11 protein-coding genes and 5 pseudogenes are annotated in these 12,476 nt (G+C 66.2%); 3 read left to right on the top strand and 13 right to left on the bottom strand.

Annotation, left to right across the window (positions count from 1 at the left end; genetic code table 11):
• Window positions 1–2: 2 nt before the first annotated feature.
• Window positions 3–228, top strand: a pseudogene (locus SACMADRAFT_RS31545) (transposase); the annotation flags it as partial.
• A 9-nt stretch (window positions 229–237) separates the two neighbouring features.
• Here the strand turns inward: SACMADRAFT_RS31545 and SACMADRAFT_RS31085 are convergent.
• The 4 genes and pseudogenes from SACMADRAFT_RS31085 to SACMADRAFT_RS25775 form a co-directional block, all read right to left on the bottom strand.
• Window positions 238–438, bottom strand: a pseudogene (locus SACMADRAFT_RS31085) (IS30 family transposase); the annotation flags it as partial.
• A complete protein-coding gene (locus SACMADRAFT_RS25785; RefSeq protein WP_198285901.1) occupies window positions 439–1,281 on the bottom strand; it encodes a transposase in 843 nt (280 codons plus the stop codon). It lies immediately after the preceding pseudogene.
• Window positions 1,239–1,496 carry a hypothetical protein gene (locus SACMADRAFT_RS30575; RefSeq protein WP_040925902.1) on the bottom strand — a complete coding sequence of 86 codons (258 nt, stop codon included), beginning with the start codon at window positions 1,494–1,496 and terminating at the stop codon, window positions 1,239–1,241. Before SACMADRAFT_RS30575 ends, SACMADRAFT_RS25785 begins: the two co-directional genes overlap by 43 nt.
• A gap of 100 nt (window positions 1,497–1,596) precedes the next feature.
• Entirely contained in the window at window positions 1,597–2,682 is a 1,086-nt protein-coding gene (locus SACMADRAFT_RS25775) for an IS30 family transposase (protein ID WP_232285476.1), read from the bottom strand.
• A 117-nt stretch (window positions 2,683–2,799) separates the two neighbouring features.
• On the opposite strand from SACMADRAFT_RS25775, the pseudogene SACMADRAFT_RS31480 reads away from it, so the two are divergent.
• A pseudogene (locus SACMADRAFT_RS31480) lies at window positions 2,800–3,544 on the top strand (IS256 family transposase); the annotation flags it as partial.
• 16 nt (window positions 3,545–3,560) lie between these two features.
• On the opposite strand, the gene SACMADRAFT_RS25765 reads toward SACMADRAFT_RS31480, so the two are convergent.
• From SACMADRAFT_RS25765 to SACMADRAFT_RS25740, 7 genes and pseudogenes are all read right to left on the bottom strand, one after another.
• Complete coding sequence (locus tag SACMADRAFT_RS25765) at window positions 3,561–5,261, bottom strand: MDR family MFS transporter (RefSeq protein ID WP_009156797.1); 1,701 nt, start codon at window positions 5,259–5,261, stop codon at window positions 3,561–3,563.
• Window positions 5,258–5,752, bottom strand: a complete 495-nt coding sequence (locus tag SACMADRAFT_RS25760) for a MarR family winged helix-turn-helix transcriptional regulator (RefSeq protein WP_009156796.1) — start codon at window positions 5,750–5,752, stop codon at window positions 5,258–5,260. The genes SACMADRAFT_RS25765 and SACMADRAFT_RS25760 overlap by 4 nt, the downstream gene beginning before the upstream one ends.
• Before the next feature lie 164 nt (window positions 5,753–5,916).
• Window positions 5,917–6,451 (bottom strand): annotated as a pseudogene (locus SACMADRAFT_RS29440) (transposase family protein).
• 150 nt (window positions 6,452–6,601) lie between these two features.
• A complete protein-coding gene (locus tag SACMADRAFT_RS25750; protein WP_232285475.1) occupies window positions 6,602–7,234 on the bottom strand; it encodes a Mu transposase domain-containing protein in 633 nt (210 codons plus the stop codon).
• Window positions 7,235–7,267: 33 nt separating this feature from the next.
• Window positions 7,268–7,426: a hypothetical protein gene (locus SACMADRAFT_RS31075; protein WP_232285474.1), complete on the bottom strand. Its 159-nt coding sequence runs from the start codon at window positions 7,424–7,426 to the stop codon at window positions 7,268–7,270.
• A 78-nt stretch (window positions 7,427–7,504) separates the two neighbouring features.
• Window positions 7,505–8,767, bottom strand: a complete 1,263-nt coding sequence (locus SACMADRAFT_RS25745) for an IS110 family RNA-guided transposase (RefSeq protein WP_040925900.1) — start codon at window positions 8,765–8,767, stop codon at window positions 7,505–7,507.
• A gap of 349 nt (window positions 8,768–9,116) precedes the next feature.
• Window positions 9,117–9,500, bottom strand: a pseudogene (locus tag SACMADRAFT_RS25740) (helix-turn-helix domain-containing protein); the annotation flags it as partial.
• A gap of 227 nt (window positions 9,501–9,727) precedes the next feature.
• Between SACMADRAFT_RS25740 and SACMADRAFT_RS25735 the strand changes: the two are divergent.
• Window positions 9,728–10,372 carry an HAD family hydrolase gene (locus SACMADRAFT_RS25735; RefSeq protein ID WP_009156793.1) on the top strand — a complete coding sequence of 215 codons (645 nt, stop codon included), beginning with the start codon at window positions 9,728–9,730 and terminating at the stop codon, window positions 10,370–10,372.
• On the opposite strand, the gene SACMADRAFT_RS29435 is transcribed toward SACMADRAFT_RS25735, so the two are convergent.
• Together SACMADRAFT_RS29435 and SACMADRAFT_RS25725 are read right to left on the bottom strand one after the other, a co-directional pair.
• The gene (locus SACMADRAFT_RS29435) at window positions 10,305–11,666 is read right to left on the bottom strand and encodes a helix-turn-helix transcriptional regulator (RefSeq protein WP_009156792.1); all 1,362 of its coding nucleotides are present in this window, start codon (window positions 11,664–11,666) and stop codon (window positions 10,305–10,307) included. The genes SACMADRAFT_RS25735 and SACMADRAFT_RS29435 overlap by 68 nt on opposite strands.
• 429 nt (window positions 11,667–12,095) lie before the next feature.
• Window positions 12,096–12,404, bottom strand: a complete 309-nt coding sequence (locus tag SACMADRAFT_RS25725; protein ID WP_009156791.1) for a hypothetical protein — start codon at window positions 12,402–12,404, stop codon at window positions 12,096–12,098.
• Window positions 12,405–12,476: the final 72 nt, after the last annotated feature.

The raw sequence follows: 12,476 nt of genomic DNA, 5'->3' as shown, positions 1-12,476 counted from the left end.
CGTCGGCGAAAACGGTGCGGACCGACGTGGGAGAGGTGCGCATTGCCGTGCCGCGTGATCGGGAGGGCACCTTCGCGCCCGCAGATCGTGCCGAAATACTCTCGACGGGTCAAAGGATTCCATGACGCCGTCATCTCACTGTACGCAAAAGGGCTCACGACGGGCGAGATTCAGGCGGACAAGGTGTTCGAGGATCTGAATTCGTGGCAAGCGCGTCCACTGGACCGGAGGCGGTTTCTAACGAACGTTGCGAAATAGTTGTGTGTTTTGTTGTGGTTTCCAGTATCGCATGAGCTGGCTGGGGCTGCGATCTCCAAGGCATTGGCGTGGCCGGTTGTTGAGTTCAACGGCGACACGCTCCAGGTCCTCTGCGTTGTGGGCTCGGAGGTTGGTTCCCTTGGGCAAGTACTGGCGCAGCAGGCCGTTGATGCTTCTATGTCAAGCGGCGTGGTCGTGGCGGGTGATGTGGTGTTGCCAGGAGGCTTGATCGGTGGTCATGGCCCGGTGGATGACGTCGATGAGGTGACGTTGGAGGATGCGTCGGGCGCCGCGGCTGCCCTTGGTGGGTTCGTGGCGGGCCAGTAACGCCTGCGCGGCGGGATAGCGCCGTTTCTGCACGATGGCTGCGGTGTAGAGGACGCTGTTCAGGCGGCGGTTGCCGCCCCGATGCAGGCGGTGGCGTTCTTTGTCGGCGGAGTAGACAGGGATCGGTGCGCAGCCGGTGTAGCGGGCAAGTTTGGCAGAGCTGGAAAAGCGGGTGATGTCACCGATTTCAGCGATCAAAATCGCTGCGGAGATGTGGCTGATCCCGGTGATTTCCAGCAGTGTGGGGGCCAGCGGGGTCACGAGCTCCCTGATGGCGTCGTCGAGCTGGCGGACACGTCGGTTGAGCTCAGCAATCTCCATGCTCATCTCGGTGAGCGCCTGGCGGACGTGCGCGCCCAGCGAGGCCGCGTCCAGCAATGCGGTCACCGCGTCCATGCCCTTGGGACGGGCGAGATCGCCCGGAGTGTGGTCGAGCCAGACATGCAGTTGCGCCTTGAGCTGATTGATCATCATGGTGCGCCGCTTGATGAGATCCGCGCGATAGTCGACCAGGACACGCAGCTCACGCACTCGCTCGTCGATGCGGTGCCGGTCAAGGCCGGGAGTAGCGAGGGCGGCGTGAGCGGCTGCGGCGGCGTCGACCGGGTCAGACTTGGTGCCGGTGGCGGCGTGCAGCTTGCGGTGGGCCGCGGTCAACCGGGCCGGAACCCAGACCACCTCCTGGCTGGCGAGCAACAGACCGTCAGCCAGGCGGCGGGCGAACCCAGGCCGTCCTCGATCGCCCAGGTTACGGGCATGTCACCCGCGATCGACCGAACCCAGGTGAGCAGCACAGTGATCATGAACGCGTCGTTCTTCACGGTCAGCGGCTTGCCGAGCCGCCTGCCCTGAGCGTTGACGGCCACCGCGACGTGGACGTGCTTGTGCGGGTCGATCCCTACTGTCACCATCGAAATGTCCTCTCCTCCGCTGCCGTGGATGACGGGGCAGAGGCAAGAGCCCTGGCCAGGGGACAGACCTATTGCGAGTTGACGGCTCAGCAGGCTTCTATCAAGTCACCCCGGTCAGGGCTCTCGCCCTGTGGACCACCGTGGACACATCAACGGAAAGCCTTGCGGCACGTGTTCTCCGAGTCACCCAGCGGCCCGACCGGAGCGTCTCCCGTCGAAGAAGCCCGGCCTTGATCACCCTGCACCAATAGGTGTTCTCGTTCGTACCGCGTTGCCACGGCGAGTGAGGGTCGGCGAAGAACACCTTCGTGCCCGTGTCGAGCGCGAACTGAGCGTGGCCAGAGAGCTCTTTGCCACGGTCCCAGGTGAGCGTCTTGCGGAGTTGCTCGGGAAGCTTGGTCATTGATGCCGTCAGTGCGGCGATCAGCGCGTTGCCGGCCTGCTGGGCGGAGTGCCCGTGCGGCAGGCGTACCAAGAGTGTGAACCGTGTTTTGCGGTCGACCAGGGTGGCGATCGCGGAGCGGTTCTTGCCGATGATCAAGTCACCTTCCCAATGTCCGGCCTGTTGCCGAGCGTCGACGCTGACGGGTCGCTGGTGGATGGAACGCATCGCGGTCAGCTGCTTCAACGCACCCTCTCGGGAACGACCACGTCCGCGACGATGCCGGTAAACGCGCCCCGTACGGAGATACCGCGGACTGGGCGGTGCGATCAGCTTGCCGTACACGGCCTGATAGATCGTTTCCGCGCACACGTGCCACGAACGTCGACGGGGCCACCGGCGCCGGAGCCACCGGCTGACCTGCCCCGGCGACCACCGTGCCGAGAGCTTCGCACTCACCAGTTCCTGCAACGCCGTGTCGGTGCTCAACCGTGGCGCTTTCGGACGTCGCCGCCGTAGGTATGCCTGGTTGTGCGCGTACCACGGCTGATAGCTACCGTCGGCCTTGCGGTTGCGAGCGATCTCACGGTACACGCTCTGGTAGCTCTTGCCGACACGGGCCGCGATCTCCTTCACCGGCTCACCGCGGCCCAGGCCGTCGGCGATCTCGATCCGGTCGTCCTGGCTGAAATAGCGCGAGCTGATCGGCTTCTCGATGAAGGCCACCTGACCAGCGTCGAGGAACCACACCGACCCGCAGCTCAGCGACACGCCCACCCGCTGCGCGGCCGCCGACCCCGACATCCCCGTTCTGATCAACTCAAAGTAGCGCCGCTTAACTGCTGCCGGCGCCTTGTTCCACGCACCCTGAGGCATACGAAATCCGTCCTATCCGGATTCGCAACGACCACTGGAAACCGCCAGGTGTATGCGGCGGTGTTCATCGACGCTCTTGTTGTGAAGGTGCGGGACGGGCAGGTGGCGAACCGGCCGATCTACGTCGCAGTCGGGATCACCCTGGCCGGTGAGCGGGACGTGCTGGGGATGTGGGTCGGTACCGGCGGCGAGGGTGCCAAGGGCTGGATGAACCACCTGCCCGACCTCAAAAACCGTGGCGTGGAAGACATCCTGATCGTGGCCTGCGACGGCTTGAAAGGCCTGCCTGATGCGATCACCGCGTTGTGGCCGCGTGCGGAGGTCCAGTTGTGTGGTCCACCTGGTCCTGGCGAGCCTGCGGTACGCGTCGAAAAAGTACTGGTCGGCGATCAGGAAACGACTCAAGCTCATCTACACCGCACCCAACCAGGAGGCAGCGGAAGCGGAATTCACTGATTTCTGTGCCGAGTAGGAGGATACCTACCCGGCGATGATCCGGCTCTCGCGCAGCAACTGGGAACAGTTCACTCCGTTCCTGGCGTACCGGCCGGAGTTACGGAAGCTCGTATATACTACGAACGCGATCGAGAGCCTGAATTCCCGGTTCCGGCGAGCCACCCGATGCCGCAGCCATTTCCCCAACGAGCAGGCCGCACTCAAAGAGCTCCATCTCGTGACCAAAAACCCACTCAAAAACCGTTCAAATATCACGGGAAAAGTAGTAGGATGGAAACAAGCGTTGAACACGCTCGCCATGCATTACGGCGACCGACTCGACGTGCAGCACTGACAAGGCGATCACGCTATCACCCACAAGATCGCTGACACTCCCGACCAACCTTCCTGGAGAGTTCGCCCGGTCCGGGTCGGTTCTCGTGGTCGGTGAGATGCGCGTTGGGGTCGACCGCGGTTTCGAATGCGGTGGCGAGGTCCTCGCCGGAGGTGTGTCCGTGGGTCTGTCGCAGCGGGGTTTCGCGTAGGAAGAGCAGGATGACGAACCCGAGCAGCGCGAACGGTACGGCGGCGAGGAAGGTGGTTTGCAGCGCCTCGGCGAACCCGGTGGTGACTGCGAGATGGATGGGCTCGGGCAGCGCCGCGATCTGTTCGGGGCTGCCCTGGGTGGCAGTCCCGGCGGGCATCTGGTCGGCGGTGACCCCGGCCGCCTTGAGCTGCGCGGGGATGGTGTCGCGGAGGCGGTGGGTGAGCAGTGCGCCGAAGACCGCGACTCCCATCGCGCCGCCGAGGGAGCGGAAGAAGGTGGCTCCGGAGGTCGCGACGCCGAGGTCGGCGTGGGGCACGGCGTTCTGGGTCGCCAGCACGAGGACCTGCATCACCATGCCGATGCCTGCGCCGGTGATGAACATGAACACCCCGGCCAGCCACAGCGAGGTGTCCACTGACATGCGGCTCATCAGCGTCAGCCCCAGGACGGCGACCAACAGGCCGACGACGGGGTAGATCTTGTAGCGGCCGGTGTGGCTGATCAGGCGTCCGGAGGCGATGGATGTGGCCAGCAGGCCGACCATCAGGGGAAGCGTCAGCAGGCCGGATGCGGTGGGTGACTCGCCCTTGACGATCTGCAGGTACTGCGGGAGGAAGATGATGGCGCCGAACATGGCGACCCCGACCGCGAAACCGGCCAGGCTGGTGATGACGAAGGTGTGGTTGGCGAACAGTCGCGGGGGCATGATCGGTTCGACCGCCCGGCGCTCCTGCCAGACGGTGAGCGCGAGCATGAGCACCGCGACCGCGGTCAGCCCGTAGGTCCAGCCCGAGTTCCAGGCGAACTCCTTGCCGCCGAGCGAGAGCATCAACAGCAGGGCGCTGATCCCGGCGACGATGAAGAACGCCCCCAACCAGTCGATGGCACGCCTGCGGCGCGGGAACGGCAGCTTCAGCACACGTTCGGTCACCGCCAGGGCCGCGATGCCGATGGGGATTCCGACCCAGAAGGTCCACCGCCACGAGAGGTGCTCGACCAGGAAGCCACCGAGCAGTGGCCCGGCGACGGTGGCCAGGCCGAAGACCGAGCCGATGTAGCCCTGGTAGCGGCCGCGTTCGCGGGGGCTGACGACGTCACCGATGATCGCCTGGGACAGTGCCATCAGCCCGCCAACGCCGACTCCCATCACGGCCCGAAATCCGACGAGTTGCCCCATGTTCTGGGCGAACCCCGAGGCCAGGGAGGAGACTAGGAAGATCCCGATCGCGGACTGGAACATGATCTTGCGGCCGTACAGGTCCGACAGCTTGCCCCAGATCGGTGTGGAGGCGGTCGAGGTCAACAAGGTGGCCGAGACGACCCAGGCCAGCTGGTCCTGGCCGCCGAGCTCACCGACGATGGTGGGCAGCGCCGTGGCCACGATCGTCTGGGACAGGGCGGCGACCAGCATCCCCATCATGAGCCCCACCAGGACGGTGAGGATCTGCCGGTGCGTCAGCCCCGGCATCACCTGTTCGCCGGGTGTCTCCGGGGCACCGGCTTCGGGGGAGGACGGCGTGCTCATCGCTGGCTCCGTTCTGCGCTGTGCGGGTCCGAAGCCAGGTGCTTGTCGATGCCGGCGTTGAACGCGGCGAGCAGGGAAGCGAAGCTCGCCAGATCCTCGGGCGACCACGACTGCAGCAGCTTCCGGACGACACCGCGTCGTTCCGCCCGTGTCGTGGTCAAGACGTCTCGGCCGCGCTCGGTGAGCCGCAGCCGGAAGGCGCGTCGGTCCTCGGTGTCGGCTTCCCGCGTGATCAGGCCGGCCTGCTCTAGGGAGGCGACCTGCCGGCTGATCGTCGAGGCGTCCAGGTGGAAGTGTGCTGCCAGCGCACTGGGCCGCAGTGGGCCGGTGTCATGGAGCCACGCAAGGATGCCGTAGGCGGCCCTCTCCACGACCTGCTCGGTCGGGCCCCCGCGCAGATGCACCTTCTGGGCGCGCCGCACCAACAAAGTCAGCTCCTGCTCGATGGACTCCACCGAGACCAAGTCGGCCTTCGACCCAAGCGGTTGCATGTACCAACCATAACAGGTGGACGGACAGCGAGCGCACCAGCCCGCCATTTTCGCGTGGCCAGAGCCGGGGCGAGGCCGGGAGAAGCGCGGCTGCTCCATGTGTAGCGGGGTTCAGCAGGCCCCAAGCCGACGCAGACCAAGGGGCGGGCCAGGTCACGGCGCTTTCATCCTGCGGTGACCTCGTAGTTCTGTAGGACGTGGATGGCTTTGGCGATGCGTTCTGTGCGGCGTGGGCAGCAGCGGGGTTTGCGGAGGATGCGCCAGGTCTTGAGTTGGGCGTGGGCGCGTTCGCCGGGGCCGCGGAGGCGGGTGTGGGCTCGGTTGGCGTCTTTTTGCGATGCGGGCTTGTTCCGGCCCTTGTACGGGGTCATCACCTGCTGCCCGGTCCGGTCGTAGCCGTGGTAGCCCTTGTCGCCGAGGGCGATCAGCCCGGCGTCGCGGAGCGCGGTGAGGATGTTCCAGATCCGTGCGGCCGTGGTGTCGTGGGTGCTGCCGGGCAAATCGCCCGAGACCCAGAGGAGTCGCCGTCGGGCGAGGCGATGACCTGCAGGTTCACCCCGTGCCTGGCGTGTTTGCCTGCTGGCCCGGGTCGAGCTTGGGCCACACCGAGCCCAACTCCTTGCGGTGCACACGGATCAGCCCGGACACGAACCTCAGGGTCCGAGATGACAACGGCAGCGCGACACGATAGAACAACACCTTGAAGCCCCTGGCTCTGGCGGAACGATCTTGGTCGAAAGCTCTGCCACCAGGGGCTTCACCACGTCCAGGCGACGACACACCGACCGCAGTCAACCTGTGATCAGCAAGAACGGGAACCGAGCCGCGTGTTCGTGCTCTTGGCGGCCATCAGGCGATCTCCTCGCTGCCGGGCAGGGCCTCGTTGTCGAGGTCGAACATGCGGTCGTAGTTGGCCAGGCTGCGGTGCTCGACATCGGTGTCGATGGCCGGGACCGCGACCAGGCGGCGTGCCTGCCGCAGCTCGCTGGTCGCGGCCGCGTGTGGCGGGTCGGTGATGCTCTGGTGATCGGCCCAGCAGCGCTCGTGCCGGGCCACCTCGTTGCCCTGCAAGGTCACGACCACCTGCGCGAGATCAGCGACGATCTCGACCCGGCGGCCGACCGCGGTCGGGTGCACCGAGTAGTCGTTGGAGTCGACCCGCACGTAATGATCGCGCGGCAGCCGGGTGGTCAACCGCCACCCGGTCACCGGAGCGACCGGCGGCAACTCAAGCATCGCGGCCGTGTCCGCTTCCCACCGCTCGATCGGGCGGCAGCCGAGCCGGCGGTGCTGGCGCTGGTTGGCGCGGACCAACCATTCGGCGAGCTGGGCGTTGAAGTCCGCCGGACCGGTGAAGCTGCGGCCGGGAAGGAACGAGGTCTCCAGATAGCCGTTGGCCCGCTCGACCAGGCCCTTGGCCTCCGGATCGGCCGGACGGCACTGGATGACCTTGATGCCGAGCGTCCCACGGAAGGCGTTCATCGCCTCGGTCAGCTGCGGCCGACCCGCCCGCCACTACCCGACCCCGGACTCGTTGTCCCACACCAGCGCCCGAGGCACTCGGCCCCAGCCGCTGATCAGCGCCCAGTGCCCGGCCAGCAGGTCCGGGCTCTGTCGTGACGGAAGCATCCGCGCGGTGATCACCCGCGAGTAGCCCGACACCACGACCAGCACCGGCGGCCGCCCGACCTGCCCGAACCCGAGCGGAACGTCGACCGGCGGGAAACCACAGACCTCCGATTTGGCTATTTGTCAAGTGGCTATGGGTTCACGCGGTGCGCTGTCTGGATGCCCGAAGGCCTTGATTGGGTCGTAGGTCTGGTCGGTCTGTAGGCAGTGGTAGAGCTGGCCCAGTATCTTATTGAACAGGTGACGGACCGCGGGTGCGTGTGCGTCGCCGTGGTCCCGTCGGCGTCGGTAGTGCTGTTGCGCAGGTCCCGGGAGAACGACGAGGGTGGTGCCCCAAACCCAGCCGACCGCAGCGAGTCGGTCGTTCTTGACGCGTCTGTGCGTAATCGCAATGGCCTTGCCGGACGCCCGGGTGACCGGAGCGGATCCGGCGTAGGCCTTCAACGCACGGGCGTCGCCGAATCGGGTGCGGTCATCGCCGAGTTCGGCGAGAATGCGGGCTCCGGTGAGATCGGCCAGACCAGGGAAGCTTGTGATGATGGCGTGGTCCGGGTGTTTGCGGAACTCTTCGGCCGAGGCCTGCTCCAGGTCGTTGGCGCCGGTGCAGGCGGTATCGAGCATCGCGAGCAAGACCAATGCCTGGCGCCCCATCGCCTTCTCCACCAGAGCCGGTTGCCGCAGGCCAGGCTTCCGCAGCTTGTCGACGATCGTGGCGGCGAGCTGCTCGACGCCCCGGCGACGGCCCGCCCGACGCAATGCCGCTGCCACTCGTGCCTTGGTTACCTTCATGGCCTGAGCCGGCGTCGGGGCGATGGCAAGCACCGCTCGCGCCTCGGGCTTGGCGAGGTTGGTAGCGGACTTGGCTGCGAAGGCGTCAAGCATCGCGGGGTAGTACTCGCGCAGCAACGATCGCAGTTCGTTGCCGGCCCTGATGCGCCGCCAGACCGCGTCTTGCTGTGCGCGAGCGAGCACCGCGACGGCCTGGGCGAGCTCACTGTCGGCCGGAAGACGGCGGTGCAGGTGTGCATCGACGCGCAGGATGTTCGCCAAGGTCATGGCGTCAGCGTGGTCGGACTTGGCGCGAGCGACGGTGTAGCGTTCGCGGTAGCGAGCCACGGCCATCGGGTTGATCGCGAAAACGGGCCGACCCGTCGCGCGTAGCGCAGCGACCAACAGGCCCCGTGGTGTTTCGATTGCGACGGGAATCGGGTCCTCGTCCGTGTCTCCGACACCGGCGAGCAGTTGGATCAGCTCGGTCAGACCGCCAGGGTCGTCGCCGATCCGCTTCTTGCATAGCAGCGTGCCCTCGTTATCGATGACCGCGATGTCGTGATGGCCCTCGGCCCAGTCGATCCCACAGTACCGGTTCAATCCGTCCCTCCACATCAGGTGTTGTTCGGTTGGTCCGAAATCCAGGCGAGAACGCGCAGCGACCTACTTACGAGCCTCACGGGCTTGCCTCCGATGAGCTGTTCGCGATCCCAGCGCACCAGCACGGCGCCGGTCTACGTCAGAACTCGAAACTCGCGAATGACGAGGCGTCGGATCGTGCGGGCGGCTCGAACCACGAACATTCCACCCGGTCGCGGCGGCCGGACCCCGGAAGACACACCGGAATCCGGCCGCCGCAGGCTGCTGCCCGACCGCCCACGGCCTGTGGTGAGGACTACTGGCCCAATCGCACTCAGGGGTCTACGAGCAGCAAGCCATCGTTCCAGACCACGTGACCAGTGGCCGGTTCGCGGATAAGTAGATCGCACTGGGTCAGCAGGCCCGGCTGGTAGGTCACCCGGTCCACCGGATCGATACCCACGTACTCCGGGCGGATGCGTGCCAGCAGCTTCTTCAACGGCCCTTCCGAGTACGGCCAGCCGATCCGCTGCGAGATCACCGGCGTCGGCATCCTCGGCCACTCCCGCAACAGCGCACGAATCTGCGGCTCGTACGCGTCGGCCACCGAACCACGGCGCGCCCGTTGGTACTTCGGCGGCCCGTCCGACCGCAGCGCCGCCCGCACCGTGTTACGCGCCACCCCCAGCCGCCGCGCGATCTCCTTGATCGGCACACCCTCCGCCCGATACAAGCGGCGGATCTCAGCCCAATCCTCCAACTTCAGCACCCTCCAAGATCTAGGAGGGGGTCAACTTTCGGAGTACCACAGGGGGTCAGTTTTCAGGATCCGGCGACACCTGGCCGCCCTGTTTTCGAGAAGATTCACAGCAGATTCGTGTTCACCTACGACAGCGTCTGCGGGTGACCCTGCCCTCGGTCCTGTTGATGTCGGTTTTGATGCGCGGGCCGAGGGCGGTCAACCGGCGCAGCCGACCGTTCTGATGTCATGGGGGCATGGTCAGCGCGGTGGTGTTCGACGTGGGTGAGACGCTGCTGGACGATTCACGCGAGTGGCGTGCGTGGGCCGACTGGATGGGGGTGTCTCCGCATACCTTCTCGACTGTGCTCGGTGCTGTGACGGCGGCGGGCCGGGACAATGTCGAGACGTTCGAGTATTTTCGCCCTGGCTTTGACCTGGTTCGTGAGCGGCAGTTGCGGGAGGAGGCCGGGTGTGGAGAGCAGATCGACGACAGCGATCTGTACCCGGATGTGCGGCCCAGTTTGGCGGTCCTCCGCGCTTCAGGCTTGTGGGTGGGTGTCGCAGGCAACCAGACTCCGCGGGCTGGCGAGCTGTTGCGGGCATTAAATTTGCCCGTGGATTACGTCGGCACGTCTGGCGAATGGGGTGTGGCGAAGCCGAACCCCGGTTTCTTCGAGCGCGTGGTTGACGTCGCGCCCGGTCGGGCTGATCAGATCGTGTATGTCGGTGATCACCGTGACAACGACGTGCTGCCTGCCAAGGCGACCGGTCTCCGCGTCGCGTTGATCCGGCGTGGCCCGTGGGGGTATCTCTGGGCCGACGACCCCGTGGTCAGGGAGAACGCCGATTGGGTGATCGACTCGCTTGCCGAGCTACCCACACTTCTGCTTGATCGATAGCCCGGTAGCGGTCAACACGCGCGAGCCCAGGCGGCCAGCTGCAGCAGGCGGTCGTCGGGTGACTTGTGGGTTCGCAGCAGAGCCGACAGCGTCTGCCGAACCTGGGGGTGTTCGCGGACGTGCTGCGGGGCAATCCGGCGGGCGGCTTCCAGGCCAAGCTGGGCGTCCTCATGGTGGCCGAGGCGAAGCTGGGCCCGAGCGAGGTCGATGTAGTAGTGCGAGCGTCGTTCGGCCGGGAGATGGTCGGGTGGACGCCAGGCTGCTGCTCGCTCCACCGCCGCTGGGCTGTCGCCAATCTCGACGGCGACCGCGAGCTCGTGGATACGGACCGATGCGGGTCCGAAGGCCGTGCCGAAGTAGACGCCTTCAGGCACCTGGCGGGCAGCTCGATGGGCCTCGCCGAGGTGATCGCCGCGTCCGGCTTGCCAGCGCGGCCAGCGACAACGGCGGCTCGCATATGCAGGGCGCCGTAAGCCGCAGCTGAGGAAGCCGACACGCCAAGGTCGGCTGATAGCTCGTCGGCGGCAGCCATCAGCAGTCGCGAAGCGGACGCCAGATCGCCCGTCGCGAAGAAGGTCTCGATGCGCACGTAAGCGACAGCGGCCACCAGCAGCGGGTCCTCGGCTGCCAGGGCAGACACTCGCATCAGGTCGATGATGCGGGCGGACAGGTCGAGGTAGCCGAACTTGAAGGCCACACCATCGGCCGCTCGGAATGCGAGCGTCAGCAGCATGGCGGCCTCGCGCGCACTGTGATGGGTATCGGCGTGTGCACGCGCCAACTCGGAGATCAGGCCGGGTAAACGCCAGGCCATCTCCACATAGCGCGCCTGCAGGCGTTGCTCGATCATTCCTGAAACCTCGGCCGCGAGTTCGGCGAAGGAACGAGTCGGTCCATCGTCGGGGAGGTCGATGCTGGCGAGCGCACGCCGCAGGCGCGGGATAGCAGCGTGCACGGCGTCATCCTCGGAGAACACGTCGACCAGTCCCGACTGGCCGCACTGCGCGCCAGCGAGAGGCGGGGACAACGAAGGACCTGACGTCAGGAACGACTTGAGCCTGGATGGCGTGTTTGAATGCCGTTTCGTTCGCCGGAGTAGATCGTCGAGATGATCTAGGCTGATGGCCAGCACTTTCGCGAGGTCGGGACGTTGCCACGGTTGAGGAGATTGCACACCGCGTTCCCAGCGTCCGACGGTGGTTCGGTCGACACCCAGCTTGTCGGCGAAGAACTCCTGCGTGTAGCCAGCGGCGTGACGGCAGTCGGCCAACGGGCTGGACGATTGGGTTGCCATCTCCTCACTCCCTGGTGGTCGACTGTCACGTGTACCCCGACCCAATGTGCTGGAAGGTAAAACCAGATGGCCAAGTGCCTCCACCAAACCATGCCGCGTGGCCGGATACCGGCTCCGTCAAGCCGGTCCAGACCATACGACTCCACGTCGTCGGTGGCGAGGCGTCGAACCAGGTCCTTGCCGACGAGACCCGCCGCGCGGGTGACGACAATGCGTGCTGACATGCCCGTCTGTGGCGGGGTGGCCGTGGCGTGCTGCATGCCGTGTACCACCGGCGGTGTCATCGGTGTCGTACACGGGAACGTCGTGTGTCGGTTGGCGGGTAGGCGTAATCAGCACACCGGCGGTGGCCAGCACGCGCGCCGAACGGACCGCACACGCCACCTCGGGCAGCGCCCGTCGGCAGAGTGTCATGACCGAGCGGCGCGTTCATGATGGTCGCTCTGTTGAGGCACCCGAACGCGTGTGGGGCTCGGGTTCCGGCAGCTCCAACAGCGCGTGAACGCACTCGTTGAGGGAACCGTGGCGTCGCCACGTTACGTGCTCTCCACGGTGATCGATGCGGGTGCGCCAGGCGAGGCAGTCACCGGTGGCGGGGATCTTGAGAGTGTCGACCGCGTCGGAGGTGTCGTAGCAGCGCAGAAGGATGCCCTGGGTGGGGGAGCCGATGAACGAGCAGCCGAGGGCCACCAGCCGTCGTACCTGCTCGTGAGTCTCGTCCCCACTGTGGCCGGTCACGTCAGCCCGCCTCGCGGCCACGCGGAGATTCGCGGCCCTGCCGAGGTGTCACGTGTGGAACCTTGAAGTGGA

This window comes from Saccharomonospora marina XMU15, assembly GCF_000244955.1.
Taxonomy (GTDB): domain Bacteria; phylum Actinomycetota; class Actinomycetes; order Mycobacteriales; family Pseudonocardiaceae; genus Saccharomonospora_A; species Saccharomonospora_A marina.
Note: the sequence above shows the minus strand (reverse complement) of the source record. Positions and strands in the feature narration are given on the sequence as shown.

What these genes read in the sequence shown, in the direction of transcription:
- SACMADRAFT_RS30575 (WP_040925902.1), bottom strand. Translation starts at nt 1,496, where the DNA reads ATGGTGACAGTAGGGATCGACCCGCACAAGCACGTCCACGTCGCGGTG.
- SACMADRAFT_RS25775 (WP_232285476.1), bottom strand. Translation starts at nt 2,682, where the DNA reads ATGTCGGGGTCGGCGGCCGCGCAGCGGGTGGGCGTGTCGCTGAGCTGC.
- SACMADRAFT_RS25765 (WP_009156797.1), bottom strand. Translation starts at nt 5,261, where the DNA reads ATGAGCACGCCGTCCTCCCCCGAAGCCGGTGCCCCGGAGACACCCGGC.
- SACMADRAFT_RS25760 (WP_009156796.1), bottom strand. Translation starts at nt 5,752, where the DNA reads ATGCAACCGCTTGGGTCGAAGGCCGACTTGGTCTCGGTGGAGTCCATC.
- SACMADRAFT_RS25750 (WP_232285475.1), bottom strand. Translation starts at nt 7,234, where the DNA reads ATGAACGCCTTCCGTGGGACGCTCGGCATCAAGGTCATCCAGTGCCGT.
- SACMADRAFT_RS25745 (WP_040925900.1), bottom strand. Translation starts at nt 8,767, where the DNA reads ATGTGGAGGGACGGATTGAACCGGTACTGTGGGATCGACTGGGCCGAG.
- SACMADRAFT_RS25735 (WP_009156793.1), top strand. Translation starts at nt 9,728, where the DNA reads ATGGTCAGCGCGGTGGTGTTCGACGTGGGTGAGACGCTGCTGGACGAT.
- SACMADRAFT_RS29435 (WP_009156792.1), bottom strand. Translation starts at nt 11,666, where the DNA reads ATGGCAACCCAATCGTCCAGCCCGTTGGCCGACTGCCGTCACGCCGCT.